At 64.9% G+C, this 22176-nt stretch carries 19 protein-coding genes; 8 read left to right on the forward strand and 11 right to left on the reverse strand.

Features of this window, described 5'->3' with window-relative positions; genetic code table 11:
* Positions 1–128: 128 nt before the first annotated feature.
* The 5 genes from ACTS1X_RS07070 to ACTS1X_RS07090 all read right to left on the reverse strand — a co-directional run bounded on the left by ACTS1X_RS07070 (position 129) and on the right by ACTS1X_RS07090 (position 6332).
* The gene (locus ACTS1X_RS07070) at positions 129–3707 is read right to left on the reverse strand and encodes a class I SAM-dependent DNA methyltransferase (RefSeq protein ID WP_442613682.1); all 3579 of its coding nucleotides are present in this window, start codon (positions 3705–3707) and stop codon (positions 129–131) included.
* A 67-nt stretch (positions 3708–3774) separates the two neighbouring features.
* On the reverse strand, positions 3775–4473 hold the full coding sequence (locus tag ACTS1X_RS07075) for an NAD(P)-dependent oxidoreductase (protein ID WP_442613683.1): 699 nt from the start codon (positions 4471–4473) through the stop codon (positions 3775–3777).
* A gap of 22 nt (positions 4474–4495) precedes the next feature.
* On the reverse strand, positions 4496–4684 hold the full coding sequence (locus tag ACTS1X_RS07080) for a hypothetical protein (RefSeq protein ID WP_442613684.1): 189 nt from the start codon (positions 4682–4684) through the stop codon (positions 4496–4498).
* Positions 4685–5043: 359 nt separating this feature from the next.
* Positions 5044–5619: a LuxR C-terminal-related transcriptional regulator gene (locus ACTS1X_RS07085; RefSeq protein ID WP_442613701.1), complete on the reverse strand. Its 576-nt coding sequence runs from the start codon at positions 5617–5619 to the stop codon at positions 5044–5046.
* Between the two features lie 149 nt (positions 5620–5768).
* Positions 5769–6332 carry a helix-turn-helix domain-containing protein gene (locus ACTS1X_RS07090; protein ID WP_442613685.1) on the reverse strand — a complete coding sequence of 188 codons (564 nt, stop codon included), beginning with the start codon at positions 6330–6332 and terminating at the stop codon, positions 5769–5771.
* 107 nt (positions 6333–6439) lie between these two features.
* Here ACTS1X_RS07090 and ACTS1X_RS07095 point away from each other — a divergent pair, with 107 nt between their 5' ends.
* Positions 6440–6979 carry a DUF6456 domain-containing protein gene (locus ACTS1X_RS07095; protein WP_442613686.1) on the forward strand — a complete coding sequence of 180 codons (540 nt, stop codon included), beginning with the start codon at positions 6440–6442 and terminating at the stop codon, positions 6977–6979.
* A gap of 27 nt (positions 6980–7006) precedes the next feature.
* Here the strand turns inward: ACTS1X_RS07095 and ACTS1X_RS07100 are convergent, their stop codons facing one another.
* Positions 7007–8566: a winged helix-turn-helix domain-containing tetratricopeptide repeat protein gene (locus tag ACTS1X_RS07100; RefSeq protein WP_442613687.1), complete on the reverse strand. Its 1560-nt coding sequence runs from the start codon at positions 8564–8566 to the stop codon at positions 7007–7009.
* A gap of 178 nt (positions 8567–8744) precedes the next feature.
* Between ACTS1X_RS07100 and ACTS1X_RS07105 the strand changes: the two genes are divergently transcribed.
* From ACTS1X_RS07105 to ACTS1X_RS07120, 4 genes are all read left to right on the forward strand, one after another.
* On the forward strand, positions 8745–9446 hold the full coding sequence (locus ACTS1X_RS07105) for a 2OG-Fe(II) oxygenase (RefSeq protein WP_442613688.1): 702 nt from the start codon (positions 8745–8747) through the stop codon (positions 9444–9446).
* Positions 9447–9524: 78 nt separating this feature from the next.
* Positions 9525–9881 carry a hypothetical protein gene (locus ACTS1X_RS07110; RefSeq protein ID WP_442613689.1) on the forward strand — a complete coding sequence of 119 codons (357 nt, stop codon included), beginning with the start codon at positions 9525–9527 and terminating at the stop codon, positions 9879–9881.
* A 149-nt stretch (positions 9882–10030) separates the two neighbouring features.
* Positions 10031–10669, forward strand: coding sequence for a glutathione S-transferase family protein (locus ACTS1X_RS07115; protein ID WP_442613690.1), 639 nt, complete (start codon positions 10031–10033; stop codon positions 10667–10669).
* Positions 10670–10737: 68 nt separating this feature from the next.
* On the forward strand, positions 10738–12432 hold the full coding sequence (locus ACTS1X_RS07120; RefSeq protein ID WP_442613691.1) for an FAD-dependent oxidoreductase: 1695 nt from the start codon (positions 10738–10740) through the stop codon (positions 12430–12432).
* A gap of 23 nt (positions 12433–12455) precedes the next feature.
* Here the strand turns inward: ACTS1X_RS07120 and ACTS1X_RS07125 are convergent, their stop codons facing one another.
* Positions 12456–13430 (reverse strand): LytTR family DNA-binding domain-containing protein, encoded by a 975-nt coding sequence (locus ACTS1X_RS07125; protein ID WP_442613692.1) that lies wholly within the window; start codon positions 13428–13430, stop codon positions 12456–12458.
* 46 nt (positions 13431–13476) lie between these two features.
* Here ACTS1X_RS07125 and ACTS1X_RS07130 point away from each other — a divergent pair, with 46 nt between their 5' ends.
* Entirely contained in the window at positions 13477–14670 is a 1194-nt protein-coding gene (locus tag ACTS1X_RS07130) for an acyltransferase family protein (protein ID WP_442613693.1), read from the forward strand.
* Here ACTS1X_RS07130 and ACTS1X_RS07135 read toward each other — a convergent pair.
* Both ACTS1X_RS07135 and ACTS1X_RS07140 read right to left on the reverse strand, forming a co-directional pair.
* Positions 14667–15611: a DUF5996 family protein gene (locus ACTS1X_RS07135; protein ID WP_442613694.1), complete on the reverse strand. Its 945-nt coding sequence runs from the start codon at positions 15609–15611 to the stop codon at positions 14667–14669. The genes ACTS1X_RS07130 and ACTS1X_RS07135 overlap by 4 nt on opposite strands.
* A 71-nt stretch (positions 15612–15682) precedes the next feature.
* A complete protein-coding gene (locus tag ACTS1X_RS07140; RefSeq protein ID WP_442613695.1) occupies positions 15683–16264 on the reverse strand; it encodes a YqaA family protein in 582 nt (193 codons plus the stop codon).
* A 189-nt stretch (positions 16265–16453) separates the two neighbouring features.
* Between ACTS1X_RS07140 and ACTS1X_RS07145 the strand changes: the two genes are divergently transcribed.
* Positions 16454–19288, forward strand: coding sequence for a TonB-dependent receptor (locus ACTS1X_RS07145; protein ID WP_442613696.1), 2835 nt, complete (start codon positions 16454–16456; stop codon positions 19286–19288).
* The gene (locus tag ACTS1X_RS07150) at positions 19288–20337 is read left to right on the forward strand and encodes a phytase (protein WP_442613697.1); all 1050 of its coding nucleotides are present in this window, start codon (positions 19288–19290) and stop codon (positions 20335–20337) included. Before ACTS1X_RS07145 ends, ACTS1X_RS07150 begins: the two co-directional genes overlap by 1 nt.
* Before the next feature lie 16 nt (positions 20338–20353).
* Here ACTS1X_RS07150 and ACTS1X_RS07155 read toward each other — a convergent pair whose 3' ends face one another.
* The gene (locus ACTS1X_RS07155) at positions 20354–20896 is read right to left on the reverse strand and encodes a dihydrofolate reductase family protein (protein WP_442613698.1); all 543 of its coding nucleotides are present in this window, start codon (positions 20894–20896) and stop codon (positions 20354–20356) included.
* 116 nt (positions 20897–21012) lie between these two features.
* Positions 21013–22176: alanine/glycine:cation symporter family protein (locus ACTS1X_RS07160; RefSeq protein ID WP_442613699.1), on the reverse strand; the 1164-nt coding region annotated here is incomplete at its 5' end.

The raw sequence follows: 22176 nt of genomic DNA on the forward strand, positions 1-22176 counted from the left end.
AGTCCCGCCCGATCGCCGATCCCGCCATCCACGCCCGGCGCGACTCGCACCGCCCCCGGACAGCCCGACGCTCTCACGGATTTTCCAAATAGGACAGGGGGATGATGCTCTTGTGCGCGGAAAGGCGCTTAGCGGGGCAGATAGTATTCGGCGGTTTCCGGCCCAGTTGACCGCACTACGCCCGTCGCGACGAGCGTTTCGAGGACGTCGGTGACGCGATCCTTGCGCTTCTGCGTAGTCCGGCCCTTGAATAGCTTGGCGAGAGCATCGGGCGACAATGGTGCGTCGGCTTCGGCCAAAACGTCGCGCACGATGCGAATTTGCGCCAGGCCGTCCTTCGGCCAGCTCCGCTCCTCGATCACGCCTGCCTCGACCAGCTCGGCATCGAGCTGTTCCTCGCCGGAGACCTTATGGCCGAGCCGGGGTATCTGGTAATCGGGCCGCAGCCAGCGGACGATCCCGCGCTTTTCCTCGGCCGCGCGTTCCTGGTTCAGCGCGACGAGGCGGGTCAGCAACTCCTCCTCAGCCTCCTCCTGGTCCTCGGACTTGTGCGGGCTCGGCGTCGTCGCGCCGGGCCTGCCGACCAGCCGCTCGCCAAGGTCTTCCCAGCCATAGGCGGCGAAAACTTCGCGATCGATTTCGTCGTGAATGTCCTTGAGCACCGAGATCAGTCCGGCCTCATGGATATCCTTTTCCTTGTCCGACAGTGGCGCGACATCGGCCCCGGCATCCAGCTCGCGCAGCCGTTCGAGCACATTGTACATATCGGTCATGGTAAGGAAATCATGCTCCGCGAGCCGCTCTTTGCGGAAGGCGTCGAGGCGTTCGCCTAGCGCGTTGAGGGTGACGGATTGGGTGTCGGATAAAATTGGGAAGGGGAAGGGATCAAAAGTCTCTGACTTGTTATACCTAACGTCATTCCCGACGCCGAGCCTTGCAGCCTGTTCTATCGTCCAAAAGCAGTGGATGTATGACGAAAGAGCCGAGAGATGCTCGGACGACTCGAGGCCTATTAGCACTGCACCGTCATCCAAAATGAGATTGGCTGGAACGTACTGGAAGGTCCGATGAGTTGATGACCGCCGAGTGGCGATGAGGCGCGTCGATCTCCTCATTAAATCTCGTAAGTCTTCTCTTGGAGCCGCAAAAATCCACCATACGTCCTTGGATTTTTGGTCAGCAACCTCATCCCTAAAAGGTTTCACCCGATTGTAGACATGCTGATATCCGTGCGGGTATTTTTCTTTCACTTCGTTTTCGGACAGGCCGAAAAAATCAAAAATGAAGAGCGGTTTTCGCCCATCGGCAAAATTTGCTCCGGCAAAGTGGCTTTTCAACACATCTCTGTAATCGATTGAAGAATTCCTTATTTCGCTTGGAACTCGCTCAACTCTGAAACCGGTTCCATTCAGTATCATTCCTTGATGTGAAATATCTCGATTTGCTGTGAGCTTTTTGCAATCGTCTATGTCCACACCGATGTTGAGGCGCGAGTTTATTCGTCCAACGGAAGATCTTGTCGTAACCTCTGGAAGTCCGTCTGGAACGCTGCGTTCAGTTACAATTTCGCTTAATGTTCCAGCACGTTGTTCATCGAATACTCCGACAGTCATTGAAATTCGTACTGCCGCGGCGTCTTCGTCATCCGCCCATGGGTGATCCGGAAGTGCGAACGATAGACTGATTGGTCTTCTGGAACGTGTAATCGCATTTTGCACGATACGGCGATTGAAGGTTTGTTTAATACTGTTCGTCGTTACAAACCCGAATCGCCTGTGTTTAGCTTTTGCCCGAGCTGACCGTTCCCACCACACCATAACCAAGTCGGCCGAAGCTGGAATTTTCGGATAAGCCTTCTTCAATGCTTCGACGTAACCTGGCCCCAATCTCCGTCGTTTTCTTCGGCTTCCAATGAAAGGAGGATTACCGACAATGAAATCTGCATCCGGCCAAATGGCCTCTCTTGGGTTCTTATATTCGTAGACCTCCACCCGCGCTTCTCTATCCGGCACTAGGTCACCGGTCACGGCGTGGGTAGTCCTGGTCTCACCATCCCACACCGACAGCGGCTTGCCGGCTTCGTCGCGCAGCAGTTCCTGTTTGTCATAAGCGAGGATCGCGTCCTGCTCCCTGATCGTGCCATAGGCGTGGAGGATCGGCTCGGGCAGGCTGGTCGCCTCCACTGTGCGAAGCTGCCATTTGAGAAAACCGAGCCAGAGCACGAGATCGGCGATCGGCACCGCGCGCGGGTTGATCTCCAGCCCGTGAAACTGGCGTGGATTAACCGTTTCGCCGTCGAGCAGCAGCTTCGCTTCGTCCTCGCCGAGCGCCTCGAGCGCCTCCAGAACCTCGCCTTCGAGGCGTTTCATCAGTTCGAGGCTGACGTACAGAAAGTTTCCCGTGCCGCAGGCCGGATCGAGCACGCGCGTCGTGCAGAGCCGGTGGTGGAAATCCTTCACCGCCTGCCGCGCGGCGTCATCCTCGCCCTGTTTCTGCAAATCCTCGACGCGCGCCTGCACCTCTTCCCAATCTTCGCGCAGCGGTTCGATGATCGTCGGCACGACCAGCCGCTCGACATAGACGCGCGGGGTGAAATGCGCGCCGAGCTTGCCGCGTTCCTTGGTATCGAGCGCGCGTTCGAGCAGCGTGCCGAAGATCGCCGGCTCGACATCGCGCCAGTCCTTTGTCGATGCCAGCCACAATTCGCGGATATCGTCTTCGCTCAGCGGCAGCGCCTTGCACGACTTGAAGAGGGTGCCGTTGAACCGCTTCAGGGAGCGGCCGAACTCGCCGACATATCCACCGCTGTCCATTGTTTTCCAGAGCGTTTCGAGAGCTTGAGGAAACACATCGGGCGTAGCGATCATGCGTTTGAGCATATTTTCGAACGGTCCGGTCTTCGTTCGCTTCTCCTCCTCCGATTTCTCGATCAATTCGACGTCTTCGGCGAACATCGTGAACAGACAGCGCATCAGAAATTCGGCGATGTCTTTCGGATCGTGGCGCTTTTCGAGGCTCTTGGCGATCTTGGCGAGGCGTTTTGCGATGTCCTCGGTTACAGCGGCGGAAATCTTTGTCGGATCGAGGCTGTGCGGATCGGTCCAGATCGCGCGGAGGCGCTCCTGCACCTCGCTTTCGAGCAGGTCGTCCATTGACAGCCGATAGCCTTGGCGATCGGGGAAATGGGCATAGTTGCGGCCCTGGCCGGAAAAATCGGCGAAGACCTCGATTACATTGCCGACATCGACGATCAGCAAGAAGGGGGGATAGTCGTGCTCGTCGGGCAGCGCGCGGGCATAATCCTCGGCCTGTTTCTTGGCCGCGATCATTACCTTGTCCCAGCTCTTGGTGCCGCGTTTGGCGTGGCCGAGCTTTTGGGTGGCTTCCATCCCCGCCATTTCGAGCTGTTCGGTGGCGCGCGCCTTTTTGCGCTTGGCCGATTGCTTGGCTTCGAGGATGAAGCAGTCGCGCTTGTAACAGTCTATCCGGCCGGTGCTCGTCGTGCCGCCTGTATGCCGAAATTTTACGGCCCGTTCGAATACGTAATCGTTGAGGCGGGTTTCCTCCTTCGCCATATCCGGCTGCGCGACGCCGAGCGCGCCGGTCAGCCGTTCGACGAAGAGCTGGTAGTTCGCCATTTCCGAACCACCGGAGGCTTTCGCCTCTTCGACCAAGTTTTTCAGAGCGCTATCGTCCATGCTCCCCATGGCCAGTTGTTAGTCCGCCGGGGTTCATTGGGCTAGTCCCTGATCGACCGGTATTTGGCAGACGACCTCACCCGAACTCCGCCGCCAGCGCCTCGGGGCTTTCGTAGCGCCGCTCTTCCTTGCGCGCGATGGCGGGCGTCTCGTGGACGTGCCGGTCCTGGGTCACGCAGCGCAGGAGGAAGTCGGCGAGGTCGGCGTGGCGGGTGCGGATGAGGCCGGGGGCGATGCGGTCGTCGGTCACGCGATAGTCGCCCGTGTACGGCAGGTCGAGCAGCCAGCCGGGGCGCGCGGCGGTCCAGTCGATCGCGCGGCGCGCGCGCAGCATCTGCTCCATCTCGCCCATCTGGGCGTAGACGCGGCCCAGCGCGGGCATCGCGCTCAGGCGGAACCAGAGCGGGCCGATATTGCGCGTCTCGACGAAGGTGGCCGAGGCGACGGCGAGGCGGCGCACGCCGGTCCGCGCCATGGCGTCGGCGATGGCGCCGGTGCCGCGCGTGTAGAGGGGCGGGGGATCGAAGACGGTCTGCGGCGACAGGCCGAGGCCGATGGCGGAGATCACCGCGTCCGCGCCGTCGACGAGCGGGGCGAGGTCGTCCTGCATGACGTCCGCGGCGTGATGGGTGACGGCGGCGCCGTCCGGGGCGTCGGCGGGCCAGTCATGCTCGATCGCGCGCACCGAAAGGCCGCGCTCGGCGGCGAGGCGGACCGCGGCCGCGCCCGTCGCGCCGCCCGCGCCGAATATCGCGATCGTCCGTCCGCCGCTCATGCCGGATGCTCCGCCCGGCCGCTCAATAGAGCATGTCCTCGTACAGATAGGCGAAGCGGCGGTGCTGCGACGCATCGCGGTCGAGGTCGAGCTGGCCGCGGCGGCCGAAGAAGCGGCGCGGGACGCGCGCGAGCTTTTCCTCCTTGCGGAGCATCAGCCGGGCGATATCCGCGGCCATGGCGCGGGGGCGCGGCGGGGCGGAACGGTGCATGGCGGCGCTGTCTCCGGGTCGGTGAAACGGACGTTGCGGCGAAGATGCCGGGACACCGATCCGTGCGAGGCCAGGGTTTGGGAGGCATGGCTGAACCGACCGGGGAGCATCGAGCGCCGCAACACCGCCGTTATGGCCGGGATGGTCGGCGCGGGCCTATATGTACTTTCGGACATGAGGGGAGCGGGCGCGGGGGACGGTGTTGCGATGAGGCCGCGCCGGAGCCGACCATTGCGAGGCCGATGATCGGGCATGGCCGAACAGGCCGGACGGCCGCGTCTCACCGCAACGGCCGCCACATGCGCCGGGGTGCGCGACCGGACCAGATGTCCGTTCGGACAGGGCGCGCGGGCGGCCGGCTAGAGCCCGGCCTCGACGGCGATGCGGATCATGTCGGCCGAGGTCGGCGCGGCGAGCCGCTCCATCAGCAGTGCGCGGTGCATCTTCACCGTGCGCTCGGTGACGCCGAGCTTGTAGGCGATCTGCTTGTTGAGCAGGCCCTCGGCCGCATATTTGAGCACCTGGCGCTGGCGTTCGGACAGGCTTTTCACCGCGTCCACGGCGCTCATCCGCCGTGCGGTGGAGATGCTGGTCGCGTCGCCCGGTATCTCGACCTGCGAGCCGAGGAAATAGGTGAGCTCGTCCGCCTGGTTGTAGATCGGCGCGACGAGCACGGCGTTGCGGAACGGCGTCCCGTCCTTCTTGTAGTTGAGGATCTCGACGAGGACCGAAGTGCGTTCGCGCACGCCGCGGCGGATCTCCTCGGTCAGCCAGGGCTCGGTCTGCGGGCCGGAGAGGAAGCGGCAGTTGCGCCCGATGATCTCGTCGCGGGCATAGCCGGTCAGTCCGACGAACTGCTCGTTCACGGCCACGATCGGATTGTCGGGCAGGCGCGGGTTGGAGATGACGGAGGCGACCGGGCTGTTCTCGATCATCCGCATCAGCGCGGGATCGGGCTCGATCGTTTCGGTCGCATCGGGCTTTTTCCCTTGCATCTTCACGCCTTTACCTCCCGGCGCACTATAGGGCGTCCGGGCGAACCGCTGCAAGCGCCCGGGCGTCCGGGGCCGTATCGCGCGGGGGGCTAGAGCGCGCGCACGAGGCGCCGGGCGACGCCGATCCAGACCGGATCGCTGACGATCTGCTGGCGCCCGCCCGCGCCGTGCGGCAGCAGCTGCAGCCGGTCTCCCTCGCGGCCGATGAGCCGTCCGAACAGGAAACGCCCGGCGGGGCGGGGCACGAGGACGTCGCGGTTGAGCGCGCCGGCATAGCCGTCCGGCGCGATCCGTTCGCACCAGATCTCGTCGCCCGCGCGATAGTCTCCGATGCCGGTTTCGACCTGGACCGCGACCATGCCGGGGGCGGGGCGGGGCGCGGGCAGGCGGGTCTCGTGGCGCGGCGCCTCGACGCCGTCGGAGCCGAGCAGCGCGGCGACCGGAAGATCGCCCTGTTCGGGCAGCCTGACGAGGTCCGACGCTTCGACGCCCAATGCCTTGGCGATCCGGTTGAGCCAGTCGACCGAAACGGTCCGGACTCCGGTTTCCAGTCTTCCGATCGTCTGGGCGGTGGTCGGCGGATCGCAGCGCTCGGCGACCTGTTGCAGCGTCAGGCGCTTCGCCTTGCGGATTTCGCGAATGGCCGTGATCATGGGTTGCGCCTCAAAAAATAACCAAATCGGTTTTCCCCTGTCCTACACTATTGCCGCAATGGCAAGATACTTTCCGCGATTCGAACCGCTGATCGAGGAGATGCCGCATGCCCAGAACCGTTCGCCCGACCGACAGCGGCCCCCGGTTGCTGGCCGAGCGGCCGCTGCCGCGGGACGGCACGCCGCGCGTCGAGACGGGGCGGGCAGGCGTTCCCGTGCGCAAGGGCAGGCTGGCGCGTTCGGTCACGGTCAACCTCGCCGAATCTCCCCTGTCCTGGCTGCGCGCCCGCGGCCATGTTTCGGCGCGGCAATATGACGCCGGCGAGGCGCTGCGCCGCGATTACGAGCTCGCGCAACTGGCGCCCCGGGTGACGATGCAATGGGACGCGCCGCCCACCGGCAAGACGGCGCGCGGCGCCCCGGCCGGCCTCACTCCGGGCGAGGCGCAGATCGCCGCCAAGCGCCGCTTCGACGGCGCGATGACCGCGCTGGGGCCGGGGCTCGAGGACATCGCCTGGCGCGTGCTGTGCGCGGGCGAGGGGCTCAAGAGCGCGGAGGGCGAGCTCGGCTGGCCCGCGCGCTCGGGCAAGCTGGTGCTCGGCCTCGCGCTCGACCGGCTGGCCGATCACTACCGGCTGCCCGGATGACGCCGGGCCACGGCACGGGAGCGCCGGTCAGGGAATGCCGTTGGCGGCGAAGATATCTTTCAACCGGGCCGCGGCTTCCTTCCGCATCATCGGATGGGCGCTGACGAACCGCTCGGTCGTGAAACCCGGATGGACGACTTCTATCCGCTCGGCGATCTTCCGGGACACGTCCTTGTGCCCGGCCAGGTAATTCGCGCAGAGCGCGGATGTCATCGCCACGATGTCGGTATGGGGGAGCTCCATCACCTTGCGGCCCCATCGGGCCGCCTCTTCGAACTGGCCCAGATTGATGTTTGACGTCGCCAATGCCGCGTAGGTGCTGTGGCGGAGCGGGTCGCGCGGGCTCAGCGACAGCGCGATCCGCGCATGCTCCAGCGCCATATCGACCGGCCCCGTCATCGAACGTTTGGCGGCGATCTGGCTGTGGCCCCAGGCATAGTTCGGGCAGATATCCACCGTCCGCTCGAGCCAGAGCAGCGATTCATCCTGAGACGGCTCGAAGGATGTCGAACGCGCCATGGCGAGATTGGCCGCCGGATCGAACGGATCGCAATCGATGGCGCGTTTCGCGGTGTCGATCATCTTCTCGCGCATCCCGTCGGAATTGCGGAACAGGTGCTGGACGTTGAGCCACCAATAGACGTGCGACAGGCCGGCATGAGCGCGCGCGAATTTGGGATCGATCGCGACCGCATGTTCGAAAAACCGTTCCGCCGCATTCTGTCTCCTGATGTCGCGCATGAAGATATGGGACATGCCGACATGATAGGCCTGCCAGGCCGTCAGCTGGTCGGGCACCAGGAGCCGGGCGCGCTGCGCTTCGTTGTGGGGGATGCGCAGTTCCACCTCCGACATGACCGCCGAAACGATGTCCGCGCGCATGTCGTGGATCGCGCCGATCTTGCCGTCGAACCGTTCGGCCCAGACCACGCCTTCGTCGCGCGTGTCGGCCAGTTCGGCGGTGACGAACAGGTTTTCGCCGTCGACCTCGATCGTGCCCGACAGGCAATAGTCCACCGAAAGCGCGCGACGGACCGCCGCGAGGCTGCTCGTGGCCGAAGGAAACTGGAAGCTGGAACCCCGGGCAATGACGTGGAGCAGGCGGAGCCGCGACAGCGCGGTAATGATCTCGTCCGGCAGCGCCTCGGAAAGCGCGCTCCAGGGTCCGGCCTCGCCCAGCCGCCTGAAGGGGAGAACCGCGATCGACGGCCTATTGCCCACGGCGCCCGGCTCGTTTTCGGCGGGCATCGTCTCGCCGCGCGCCGACCGCGCCGGTTCTCTGCGGGACACCTCGGCAAGCAGCCGGAATCCCTTGCCGTACACGGTGCCGATAATGCGGAACGGCTGCTCGGTGTCGCCGAGCACTTTCCGCAGCACCTTGACCTGGCTCGACAGGGCGGAATCGGAAACGATGCGCCCGTCCCACACTTCGTCGAAAATGTCCTGTTTGGTCAGCAGCCGTCCCTCGGACGATACCAGCAACTGCAACAGTTGCATGGCGCGCGGCTGCAGCCGCACCACATCGCCGCCGCGACGCAGTTCGAACCGTTCGCCGTCAAGGACGAATTCGGCGAAATGATAAGACATATGCAGCCCGTTGTTCCGCGCGGATTCTACATGGAGCGTCCGCCCGTTGTCCACGGCGTGTTTCACAAGCGACGCCAAACCGTTACGGCCGGTCCCACCGCGGGAAATCGACCGCAAAATTCGGGGTGCCATGCTATCCTGCCGGGTTTAGGTCGGTCGGCAGGTGCGGGGAGCGAACATGGCAATTCATCCGGTGGATGTCGACGGCGAGGCGATTGCGGCCCAGTTCGGGGAGCGAGGCTTCGCGACCGTCCCGAAACTGCTGGCGCCGGAGCAGTGCGACGCGATGATCGCGCTGTATCGCGAGGAGGCGCGGTTCCGGAAACGCGTCGTCATGGCGCGGCACGGCTATGGCAGCGGCGAATATCAATATTTCGCCTATCCGCTGCCGCCCGAGATCGCCGCGCTCCGGCGGGAACTCTATGCCGCGCTGGCGCCGATCGCCAATCGCTGGCAGGCGGAATTGGGTACCGGTCGTCGCTTCCCTGCCGACCATGCGGACTATCTCGATATCTGCCATCGGGCCGGACAGGAACGGCCGACGCCCCTGCTGCTGAAGTACGGGCCGGGCGACTTCAACCGGCTGCATCAGGACGTCTATGGCGAGCATCTGTTTCCGTTGCAGGTCATCGTGCTGCTGTCCGCGCCCGGCACCGGCTTCACCGGCGGCGAACTGATCATCACCGAACAGCGCGCCCGGATGCAGGCCCGCGCCGAGATCGTGCCGCTCGGGCGCGGCGATGCGGCGGTGATCGCGGTGCGCGAACGACCGGGGCAGGGCGCGCGGGGGCCGGTGCGGATGACGATGCGGCACGGCGTCAGCCGGGTCCGGACGGGCGAACGCCATACGCTCGGCATCATCTTCCACGACGCCGCCTGATACGGCCCGCCGCCCGGCGGAGTTGTCAGCGGCCTCCGAGCCGGGCTAGAACCCGCGATCGAGAGAGGGGGCTCAATCATGGACAATCCACCACCGCCACAGGCGCGTCCGGTCGAGACGGCCGATAGCAACGGCATGGCGCTCGCCGCGATGATCATCGGGCTGGTCGCCGTGCTGCTGGCGCTGATCCCGATCATCGGTTTCATATCCTGGATCCTGGCGCCGCTGGCGATCGTTTTCGGCCTGATCGGGAAGAACCGGCCGGCGGGCGCAGGTTTCGCCTGGACCGGCATCATCAGCGGGGGCGTCGCGCTGCTGATATGCATCGCGTGGCTGCTCGCCTGGTGGGGCCTCGTCAATCTGGGCGAGGAGATCGGCCGCGATTACGAGGAGCAGATCCGGACCGAGCAGAGTTTCCGCGGCTCGTCCAAATAGACGGGCGAAGGATCGACGATCCGGCCTGGCGCACAAGTCCGTCGCCGAGGCGTATGACAGCGCCAGCGCGGTGCGTTTTTATGCGTTGCAATGAGCAACTGACCTGATAGCAGGACGGTTCCCCAACCGCCTGTCCAGGAGTTTTTCGCATGATTATCTATGGTGCTTCGCTGTCGCCGTACGTCCGCAAGGCCGTCGCTTTCGCCAACGAGAAAGGCATCGACGTCGACCACAAGAACAGGATGCCGGGCGCCGAGGACGAGGAATTCCGCGAATGCTCGCCGTTCGGCAAGATCCCCGGCATGCGCGACGGCGATTATTGCCTGGGCGATTCCACCGCGATCGCGACCTATATCGAGGCCAAGCATCCCGACCCCGCGCTCATCCCCGCCGATCCGGAAGCGCGGGGCAAGGTGATGTGGTTCGACGAGTTCGCCGATACGATCTTCGTGGCCGTCGGCGGGACGATCTTCTTCAACCGCGTCGTCGCGACCATGATGGGGCAGGAGCCCGACGAAGCCGCGGCGGTAAAGGCCGAAACCGAAACCTTGCCGCCGGTGCTGGCCTATATCGAGAAAGCGCTCGCCGACGGCCGCGAGTGGCTGGTCGGCGACGGTCTGACCCTGGCCGATATCTCGGTCGCCTCGCCGTTCAAGAATCTCGATTACGGCCGGGCGAAGATCGACTGGGACGCGTACCCCAGGACCAAGGCCTACAAGGACCGCATTCTCGGCCGCGACAGCTTCGCCCAGCTGCTCGCCATGGATGCGGCGATGGTCGGCGGCTAGGGCGCGCCGATCGGATCGCGGGCCGGGTCGTCTCGACGCTGTCCCCCGTCGTCCCTACATTGCAGGGCATGACCGACTCAGCCCGCGCCGCCGCTCCTGCCGCCACGCTCGATATCGAGGTCGGCAGCGCGCAGGATCCCTATAACCGCGAGCATCAGATCTTTCCCGAGCTGTCCGACGAACAGCTCGCGCGCGCGAAGGGATACGGGACCGAGGAAAGCCCCGAGGCCGGCACCTATCTGTTCGAGCGCGGCGAGCGCGGGGTCGATTTCTTCATCTGCCTCGAAGGCGCGATCGAGATCATCGAGACGAGCGAGGAGGGCGAAGAGGTCGTCACCGTCCACGGCCCGAGCCAGTTCACCGGCGAGCTCGACCTGTTCAACGACCGCAAGATCCTGGTCGACGGCCGGGTGCGCGAAGGGACGCGCGTCCTGCGGATCAAGCGCGCCGACTTCCCGGTCTTTTCCAGCACCGAGACCGATATCGGCGAGACGATCATGCGCGCCTTCATCCTGCGCCGGACCGCATTCCTCGTCCACGACCAGGCGGGCGCGGTCCTGGCGGGGCCGGCCAACGACGGCGATACGCTGCGCATCACCCGGTTCCTGAGGCGCAACGGCTATCCGCTGCGGGTCGTCGATACCGACGATCCCGAACAGGCCGAACCCTTTTTCGCCGACCATCCGACGGCGCGCGACAAGGTGCCGGTGCTCATCCATGCCGGCAATGACTGTCTCGTCAATCCGAGCAACCACCAGGTCGCCAATGCGCTCGGCCTGACCGAGGAACTCGATCCCGATCATGTCTACGACGTCGCGGTCGTGGGTGCGGGGCCGGCCGGTCTCGCCGCGGCGACCTATGCGGCTTCCGAGGGCCTCGACACCGTGGTGATCGAGCAGGAGGCGCCGGGCGGGCAGGCGGGCACCAGCTCGAAGATCGAGAATTATCTCGGCTTTCCGACCGGGATTTCGGGTCAGGCGCTGGCCGGCCGGGCCTGGATACAGGCGCAGAAGTTCGGCGCGCGCTTCGCCATATCGCGCGCGATCGTCGATCTCGACTGCGACGAGCGGCCCTACAAGCTGCAGCTGGAATGCGGGCAGCGGATCGTCGCGCGGTCGGTCATCGTCGCCTCGGGCGCCCGTTATCAGCGGCTCAGCCTCGACAATTACGAGCGTTACGAGGGGCAGGGCATCCATTACGCCGCGACCGCGATCGAATCCCGGCTCTGCCACGGGCGCGAGGTGATCGTGGTCGGCGGCGGCAACTCGGCCGGTCAGGCGGCGGTGTTCCTGTCGCGCCATGCGAGCCATGTCCATGTGCTCGTGCGCAGCAAGACTCTGGCGGCGAGCATGTCCGACTATCTGGTGCGGCGGATCGATTCCTCGTCCCGGATCACGCTCCATACCGAAACCGAGATCGTCGAGCTGCACGGCGATCCGACGCTCGACCGGGTGACCTGGCACGACAAGGCGAGCGGGGAGGACGAAACGCGGGATATCGCGAACATCTTCGTGATGATCGGCGCGGCGCCGAACAGCGACTGGCTCGACGGCTGCCTCGAACTCGACGGAAAGGGGTTCGTGAAAACCGGCGAGGACTGCGCCGGCAATGTGACGAGCTCGCCCTATGCGACAAGCCGGCCGGGGATCTACGCGGTCGGCGATGTCCGCTCGGGTTCGGTCAAGCGCGTCGCCTCGGGGGTCGGCGAGGGTTCGGTCGTGATCCAGACCGTGCACGGCTATCTGGCCGGGCTCGACGATTAGCCGCCGCTGCGATCGAGCGTGGCCTAAGCCCGGATCGCATCCCGGTATCGCCGGCTGCACGGGACGGTCTCGCCGCCGGCCAGGGTCAGCACCAGATCGCCGCTGCCCGAGGGTGCGGATGTCTCGATCGCATCGCGATTGACGAGATAGGAGCGGTGGACCCGCGCGACCGGAAGTCCGGCGTCGCGCAGCAGCTCTTCGAGCCCGGCCAGCGTCGCGCGCGCGAAATGGGTGGCGTTGCCCGCATGGACCTCGACATAATTGCCCGCCGACCGGGCGAAGCGGAAACTGTCGGCGGCGAAGCGCATCGTCCGCCCGCCGCATTTCAGGGTGATGAGCTGCGATTCGCGGGCATCGGCCCGCGCGGCCGCCAGCTCGCGTTTCTGTTCGGCGAAGGTCCGCAGGAGAAACAGGATCAGCACCATCAGCGCGTAGGACAGGATGTCCTTGCGCAGTTCGTAGACGAAATCGCGGGGCAGGTTGTCGGTAAAGATATACGGCGCGTCGAAGAACAGGAAGAAGACGAGCTTGCGCAGCCATACCATCAGCGCGATGTGGACCGCCGAGAAAACCAGCGCGCCGACTGCATGGCCGGCCAGCCATAGGGGGAGGGGCGTGTCGGCAAAGCGGAAGCGGTTGGCGAACGCCATCACCAGCGGCGCAAGCGCGACGATGATCACGACGCTCGTGGGATCGTAGACCCATATAGCCACCGGATGATAGGCCTGCCCGGCGCGTTCATATTCGGTCTGCGCCGACAGCACGTCGACGATCGTGAACACCAGTCCCGACGCGGCGACGATCGCCATCGTCCGCCACATCAGCCGCCGCTCGAACCGCCGCTCCGACTCCGCATCCTGGACCGTCATGAAGTCGATGTAACCCAGCCTGCGCGCAACGGCCAATGCCGCTCGTCCCCCCTCATTGCCGTTCACCCCGGGGATCTGGCCGCTCGTCAACGCGGGCCGCCGGACGGCCCGGAAAACTGGGATTTTCACGGGAGAAGCGGATGATCGGCGCCGACCATTGCGAAGGAGCACCGATATGCCGCCGCTTTCCGAGCCGGTTGCCGACAGCCGCCGCTACGATCTCGACTGGCTGCGTTTCATCGCGTTCGCGCTGCTGATCTTCTACCATGTCGGCATGTTCTACGTGTCCTGGGGCTGGCACGTGAAAAGCATGTACGCGTCACCGGCGGCCGAGCCGCTGATGAGCCTGCTCAATCCGTGGCGGCTGTCGCTGCTCTTCTTCATCTCGGGTGTCGCGGTGCGCTTCGCGTCGGACAAGATGGCGGCGGGCGCCTTTGCGGCGAGCCGGGCGAAGCGGCTCGGCCTGCCGATCCTGGTCGGGGTGACGGTGATCGTCGCGCCGCAAAGCTATTTCGAACTCGTCCAGTCGGGAGAATTCACCGGCGGCTATCTCGATTTCTACGGGCCGTATCTGAGCCCCGCCCAGCCCTTTTCGATGATCACGCCGACCTGGAACCATCTCTGGTACGTCGTCTACCTGCTGGTCTACATCCTGCTGCTCGCGCCGTTTCTGAAACCGCTGTCGGGCTTTGCCGCCGGCCGGGGCGGGGACTGGTTCGGCAAGATATTGGGCCATCCGGTCTCGCTCCTGTTCGTCGCGACCGTTCCGTTTGTCGCCTATGCGGCGATCTTCGGCGACCGTTTTCCGAGCACGCATGCGCTGGTGGACGACTGGCACAATCACGCCAATCGACTGACGATCTTCCTGATCGGCTATTTCGCGGCGAAGAGCGGTCGCTTCTGGAAATCCGTCGATCGCGCGCTGCCCCTGGCCGCCATCGTGGCTGCGGTGATCGGGGCGATCATCCTCGTCCACACGCTGGTGCCCGGCTTTCGCGAAGAGCACCGGCTCGGGCCCATTGTCGGCACGGCGCTGATGACGTTCTATGCCTGGTCGGTCATCGTGCTGCTCACCGGGCTCGGCCAGCGCTTCCTCAACCGGGATTCGAAAGCGCTGCGCTATCTGACCGAAGCCATCTTTCCCTATTATATCCTGCATCAGACGATCATCGTGATCGCGGGTTTCTACCTGACGCAGCTGGCGCTCGGGGCCTGGGCGGAATTCGCGCTGGTCATGGCGGCGACAGTCGGCGGCTGCGTGCTGCTGCACGAGTTCATCATCCGGCGGATCGGCTGGCTCAGGCCGCTCTTCGGGCTCAAGCCGCGCGTGCGGCGCAACGGCACGGAACTCGCGACCGCGCCGGCCTAGGCGTAGCGGCGCACCTTGCGCGGCTCGCCGAGTTCGCAGTCGAGCGCGGCGCGGTCCCAGTTTCCCGCATCGGCGGCTGCGTCATAGGTCTTCTGCAGGAAGTCGAGCAGCAGCGCTTCGGGATCGGAAGCTGCCCGTACCGCGGCATAGGGCAGCACATATTCGCCGAGATCCTTATTGTAGCTCGCGCCTTCCGGCAGACCGTCGGCGTCGCGGAAGCCGTCCGGCTCGGGATAGGCATAGGAATAGAAGATCGGATCGGGCGCGTCGGCATTGCCGGGCCAGAAACCGGCGCTCGATACTTCGTGCGAATAGGCCTCGCGCGCGACATCGTCGGGGAGCGCGGGAACGCCGCCCGGATGTTCGGGCGCTTCCCGCCCCGAAAAACGCGTCACGGCGAGATCGAAACTGCCCCAGAAGAAATGGACGGGGCTGGTCTTGCCCAGAAAGCCGGTGGCGAAATGCTTGAACACGGTATCGATGCGCAGCAGCGCCTGCCAGAGCCGGCGGGCGGCATCCGGGTCGTAGTTCCGCCGGGCATCGTCCTCGGCGAAGGGCGTCGGGTCGGGGATCTCGTTGGGCGTTCCGTGGATAGCGGTCGCGACGCCGTGCCTGGCGAGCATCGCGTTGAAAGCGGAGAAAAAGCCGGCGATCGTTCCCGATTCCAGCGGCAGCGTATCGGTCGCGCCGCCGGCTCCCCGGAAGGTCAGCTGCGAACCGATAAGGTCGAACTCGAGGTCGAAACTTCCGTCCGGGTGATCGATCGGCGAAGAACCGAGCCCGCGCGCCGTCAGATAGAGCGGCACGTGCCAGCTGTGATTGCTCCAAGGCGTCAGCGCAACGCGCGTCTTGCCCACGATCTGCGTCATCAGATGGAGCATCGCGAACGTTTCGCCGTCATTGTCGACCGCGAGTTCCGGCCAGTTCCGGTTGCCGTTCATAGCCCGCTCCTTTCGCCGATGGTGCGCGCCAGCCTAACGCGAAGCGGCCCGCGCGAACAGCGAAAACGGTTTCAGATCAGATATCTGACCGCGACGAACCCGCCGACCAGCAGGACGCCGGCGAGCGTCGTCAGCAGTCCGAAATGCCGGTCGATGATATGCTTCATAGGCTCGCCGAACTTCCAGAGCAGCGCTGCGACGAGGAAGAAGCGGGCGGCGCGGGCGATGATCGCGGCGACGATCAGGATGTAGAGCGGCATCGCCGTCGCGCCGGCCGCGATCGTGATCACCTTGAAGGGCAGCGGCGTGAAGCCGGCCAGCAGCACGATGATCCACCCCTGTTCGTTGAACGCCGCGGCGAAATCCTCGAACTCCGCGCCCAGCCCGTAAAAGTCGAGGATCGCCACGCCGACCGTCTCGAACAGGAAATAGCCGATCGCATAGCCGAGCAGCGCGCCCAGCACCGACGTGATGGTGCAGACGAACGCGTAGCGGAACGCGCGTTCGGGCTTTGCCAGGCACATCGGGATCAGCATGATATCGGGCGGGATCGGGAAGAAACTCGATTCCACGAACGAGACGGCGCCGAGCCAGCGCTCGGCATGGCGATGCCCGGCTTTGTCCAGCGTCCATTCGTAGAGGCGTTTGAGCATGGGAGCGCCTTAGAGGCGGCGGAGCGAAAAGGGAATCGCCTTTATGCAATGCCGAAAGGCGCGGCCCGCCCCTCGTTCGCGCGGCGCTGAAACATTTCATCACAAATCCGTCATCGTCGAGTCACCGAACCACCATCGCGGCGCAACCTGCGTCGCCTAGGCGCCGGGCACACAGAAAAGGGTGGCTCCATGATCGGTTCTCTCCTCGCGCCGCGTTCGGCGCGCCTTCTCTCCGTATTGGCGCTGACGACGGCGCTTGCCTCTCCGGCGTTCGCCGGGACGCTCGTCGGCACCGTGGTCGACGCGACGAACACCCGGGCGCTGCAATCGGCGCAGGTCCGGATCGTCGAACTCGACCGGACGGCGGAGGCCGGGCGCGACGGCAGCTTCCGGTTCGCCGATGTCCCGGCCGGAGACTATACGCTGGAGACGCGCTATGTCGGCGCGGCGACCGTCACGACCCGCATCAGCGTTCCGGAAACCGGGATCGCGAGAGCCGATATCGTTCTCGGCACCGAGCAAGCGGATATCCTCGTCATCGGCCAGCGCGCCAACCAAGCCAGCGCGCTGTCGCGCCAGCGCGAGGGAGACGGGGTCAGCTCCGTGCTGACGCGCGATGCGATCGGCCAGTTTCCCGACCAGAATGTGGCGGAATCGCTGCGCCGGCTGCCGGGCATCAACATCCTCAACGACCAGGGCGAGGGCCGCTTCGTATCGGTCCGCGGGCTCGATCCGAACCTCAACTCGTCGTCGATCAACGGCACGCGCATCCCGTCGCCCGAAAGCGATATCCGGGCCGTCGCGCTCGACGTGATCTCGTCCGACCTCATCGAGTCGATCGAGGTCCGCAAGACGCTGACGCCCGACATGGACGCCGACACGATCGGCGCGTCGATCGACATCCAGACCGTGGCCTCGTTCGACGCCCGCAGCGACTTTCTCTCGCTGCGCGCCGAGGCGAGCTGGAACGAGCTGGCCGACACGATCACCCCCAAGGCGAGCCTCGATTTCTCGACGGCGCTGTCCGACAGTTTCGGGATATCCGGCGGCATTTCCTATTATCGCCGGGCGTTCGAGACCGACAATGTCGAGGCCGATCCCTGGGTGACGGGCGATCTCGGCAACGACTATTCGGAGGAAATCCAGTATCGCGATTACGATGTCGAGCGCGAACGGATCAGCGCCTCGCTGTCGCTGGACTTCCGGCCGAGCGATAGCACGACCCTGTTCGTGCGCGGGATTTTCAGCCAGTTCGACGATCAGGAGTTCCGCCGCCGGCTGCGTCTCGATTTCGGAGACTTCGACCAGGTGTCGGGCGGCGCCGGCGACCTGCTGGCCTTTTCCGACGCCGATGGCGAACTGACCGTCCGCCGCGACATCAAGAACCGTTTCGAGCGCCAGCGTATCGCTTCGATCAGCCTGGGCGGCGAAACCGAAACCGGCCCGTGGACATTCGATTATCAGGGCAGCTGGTCGCGCTCCTCGGAACGCGAGAACGGATCGGTCGATCCGGCCGATTTCCGGCGCGATTTCGAAGGCGACGGACTGGTGCTGCAGATCGACAACAGCGATACCTTCATCCCGGCCTATAATGTGCTCGGTGGCGCCAGCCTGTTTTTCGATCCGGCGGAGTATGAGCTCAACGATATCGAGTTCACCGCGCTGTCCGACGCCGTCGACGAAGAATGGATGGCGCGGTTCAACGCCGGCTACACGATTCCGACCGGCAGCGGCGAGTTCACGGTGCAGGGCGGCGTACAGGGCCGCTGGCGCGAGAAGAGCTTCGACGGCACGATCGAATTTTACGAGAATGACGCGCTGACGCTCGCGTCCTTCGTCGGCGCGCCGTCGCTGCGCATCGCCAATATCGCCCCCGCCGCCGCGGACCGGCGGATCAGCGACTTCTTCTTCGCCAATCGCGGCGACTTCGAGCTGCAGGAGATCGACTCCCGGTTCGATTCGAACGTCGGAGATTATACGAACCAGGAAGACATTTATGCCGGCTATCTGCTCGGCCGCTGGGACAGCGATACGCTGCGCGTGATCGGCGGCGTCCGCGTCGAGCATACCGAGAACCAGATCAACGCGAACACGACCGAGCTTATCGAGGAGGGCGCGACCTTCAACGGCATGGTGCTCGACGACGATATCGTCGTGGTGACGCCCAACAGCTTCTCGCGCAGCTATACCGACTGGCTGCCGAGCCTGAACATCCGCTGGGAGCCGGTCGACAATCTCGTCTTCCGCGCCGCCGGCTATCGCAGCCTCGTCCGCCCGAACCTGGCCGATCTCGCGCCGATCTTCGCGGTCGAGCAGAATGACGACAATGAGCGCGAAGGCGAGTTCGGCAACCCCGACCTGCTGCCCTACGAGGCCTGGAATTTCGACGTCTCGGCCGAATATTATTTCAGCTCGAACGGCGCGATCTCCGCCAATGTCTTCTACAAGGACATCGACAATTTCATCGTCGACTTCTTCGACAGCGACGGCGGTACCTTCAACGGCATCGCGTTCGACGAGGCGGTGATCCCGATCAACGGCGAAAGCGCCGAGGTTTTCGGCATCGAGTTCAGTTTCGCCCAGGCCTTCACATTCCTGCCCGACCCGTTCGACGGACTGCTCTTCAACTTCAACTATACCTATACCGATGCCGAGGGGACGGTCCTCGACGAGGACAATGTTCCGCGCGTCATTCCGCTGCCGGCCTCGGCCGAAAACACGTTCAACGTCGTGCTCGGCTATGAAAAGGGGCCGTTCAGCATCCGCCTCGCGGGCACCTATCGCGATCTCTATCTCGACGAGCTGGGCGGTTCGGCCGAGGCGGATCGCTACGTCCAGGACCATTTCCAGCTCGATGCCAGCGCGCGGTTCAACGCGACCGAACAGCTGCAATTCTTCTGGGAATGGATCAACATCACCGACGAACCCTATTTCGCCTATCAGAATTTCAACGGGAGTCGGCGGCTGCTGCAATATGAGGAATATAGCTGGACGATGAAGTTCGGCGCGCGGATGCGGTTCTGATGAGCGTATCGGCACCAAAAAGAGCGGTCTCGACGCTTGCCCTGGCGGTCCTGCTAGCCGGCTGCGAGACCATCCCGCAGCCCGATCCGGCGCGCGGCGTTCCGGTGACCGCGAGCGGACAGACCGTGCCGGTCGCGAGCGCCGACGACGCGGCCGACGACCCCGCCATTTGGGTGAACGCCGCCAATCCCGCGGCCAGCCTGATCGTCGGCACCGACAAACAGGCCGGGCTCCACGTCTATGAGCTGAGCGGAGCGCAGCGCAGTTTCCTGCCGACCGGCCGCGTGAACAATGTCGCGCTGCTCGACGGCGTCGCGATCGGCGGCGAGGCGGCGATCCTCGTCGCGGCGAGCGATCGCGAGGATCCGCTGACCGCCCATGTATCGCTGTTCCGGCTCGACGGCACGAGCGGGGCGCTGACCCCGATCGGCCGCGTCGAAGCCGGTCCGGGCGAGGGCTATGGCTTCTGCATGGCGCGCGACCCGGACGGCATCGTCCACACGTTCCTGAACACGAAGGACGGCGCGATCTACCATCAGCGGCTGGACGTCAGCGATGGGGTTCGCGTGCTCGGCACGCGGACGATGGCCGTGCCGAGCCAGCCCGAAGGCTGCGTCGTCGATGACCGCAATGGAACGCTCTATGTCGGCGAAGAGGCGGCGGGCGTCTGGCGCTTCGATCTGGAGACGGGCGAAGGGGAGCTCGTCGTCCGCGTGACCCCGGGCCAGCTCGTCGCCGATGTCGAGGGGCTGGCGCTCGCGCCCTCGGGCGAGGCTGGCGGCTATCTCGTCGCCTCGAGCCAAGGGGACCACGCCTTTGCCGTCTATCGGCTACCAGATCACCAATATGTCGGGCGCTTCTATGTCGCCGATGGCGATGCCGTCGACGGCGTCACGGAAACCGACGGAATAGAGCTCAGCCTGGCGGATTTCGGGCCGGCGTTCCCGAACGGCCTCCTCGTCGTGCAGGATGGCCACACGCCCTCGCGGCGCCAGAACTTCAAGCTGGTCGACTGGGACCGGGTGGTCCGGGCGTTGGGGCTGGACTGAACCCGGCCCGGGCTGTTCAGGCCGTTCGGCTCTTCAGGGCAAATTCCTGAAACAGCATGCCGTCCGCATAGAGCTTGGACTGCATGAGTTTGGCGTCGCAGCCCGGTGCATGATCGCCGAATAGCCGCGTCCCGGATCCAAGGAAGATGGGCGCGCGTTTCAGCCGAAGCACGTCGATCAGCCCTGCCGACAAGGCCCAGCCGGCAAAGGCGCCGCCGCCGCACAGATAGATCGGTCCGTCGCTGCTCTTCCTGAGCGCGGTCAGATGATCCAACGCATCCAGCCGTACGATCTCCACGGCCGGGTCGTCGGGTAAGGACAGGCCCTGCGAAAAGACGAGCGTGCGCATGTGCGGATAGGGATTGGCGCCGGGCGCAAGGCCGAAATCATAGCCGAACTCATAGGTCGCGCGGCCCATGATGGCCGAACGGTAGGTTTTCAGGCGTTCGAAATAGTCGTCTACCGCCGGGCTGCTTTGCGGAAATTTTGAGATATCGGCGTCGGGGCCGGCGATGAAGCCGTCCGCCGACACCGCGACGTCATAGATGATGGATTGCATGGAACCCTCCTGCAAAAGTGACTGCGCGTGGTGGCGCACCGGACCGATTCTGACCGGTTACTGGATCACTGGCAGGATGCTCCTTCTTCCTTCGTATCGAGATGCGGTGACGCGCCTTAATGCCCGGGCGCGCCGCTCGGCTCGTCCATCAACTCTTTCGGCGTTTCGCGGCCATGGTCGGTGCCTGCGGTCCGTTCGCCGCGGGCGAGCGCGAAGATCACGCCGGAAAGGGCCATCAGCGCGATGATGTTCGGCAGCGCCATGGCGGCGTTCGAGATGTCGCCGAGGCGCCAGACCAGTTCGAGCGGAACGAAGGACCCGATGAAGATCACCAGGCACCAGAGGATTCGCCAGAAGAGGTGCAGCCGGAGCTCGCCCTGGCGCGTGGCGCCGGGCAGCTGGTCGTAGAGATAGGTGATCGCGCGCTCGCCGTAATAGGACCAGGTGAGCAGCGTCGTGAACACGAAGAGCAGCAGCGCCACCGAGGCGATGAGCGTGCCGACCGGAATGCTGCCGACCTCGAACGGGAAGGCGGCCGCATAGGCGCCCGCGGTCATCGCGAAGCCCTGGAGGTCCGACTGCCAGGCATGTTCGACGGCGATCTGCTGGCCGTTGACCGTGGCGGTGAAATCGCCGCCCACGGTCAGCATGACGAGCGCGGTCATCGTGCAGATGACGATCGTGTCGATGAACGTCCCCATCATCGCGAACCGGCCTTGGGCGGCCGGATCGTTGGTCTGCGCGACCGCATGGGCGATGGCCGTCGAGCCCTGCCCCGCCTCGTTCGAGAACAGGCCGCGCGCGACGCCGGCGCGGATCGCCATGATGATGGCCGCGCCGAGGAAGCCGCCCGACGCCGACTGGACGTTGAACGCGCCATCGAAGATGCGGCCGAAGGTTTCGGGCAGGTAATTCGCGTTCAGGATCAGCGCGATCACGGCCATCACGATGTATAGCCCCGCCATGAACGGCACGACCTTTTCCGCGACCGCGCCGATCGACTTGATCCCGCCGATGATGACGATGAACACGGCGATCGCCGCGACCAGCCCGCCGACCCATTCGTCCACGCCGGTCAGCTCGTTGACGCTGTCGCCGAAGCTGTTGGCCTGGATCGAGTTGCCGGTGACGAGCGCCGAAAACAGCGTGCCGAGGCAGAACAGGATCGCCAGCCATTTCCATTTCGGCCCGAGGCCATAGGTGATGTAGCTCATCGGTCCGCCGCGATAGACGCCGTCCTCGGTGCGTTCGCGAAAGCGGACGGCGAGCGAACCCTCGCC

The sequence above is a fragment of the Parasphingopyxis sp. genome (assembly GCF_052168275.1).
In the GTDB taxonomy this organism is placed as follows: Bacteria; Pseudomonadota; Alphaproteobacteria; order Sphingomonadales; family Sphingomonadaceae; genus Parasphingopyxis.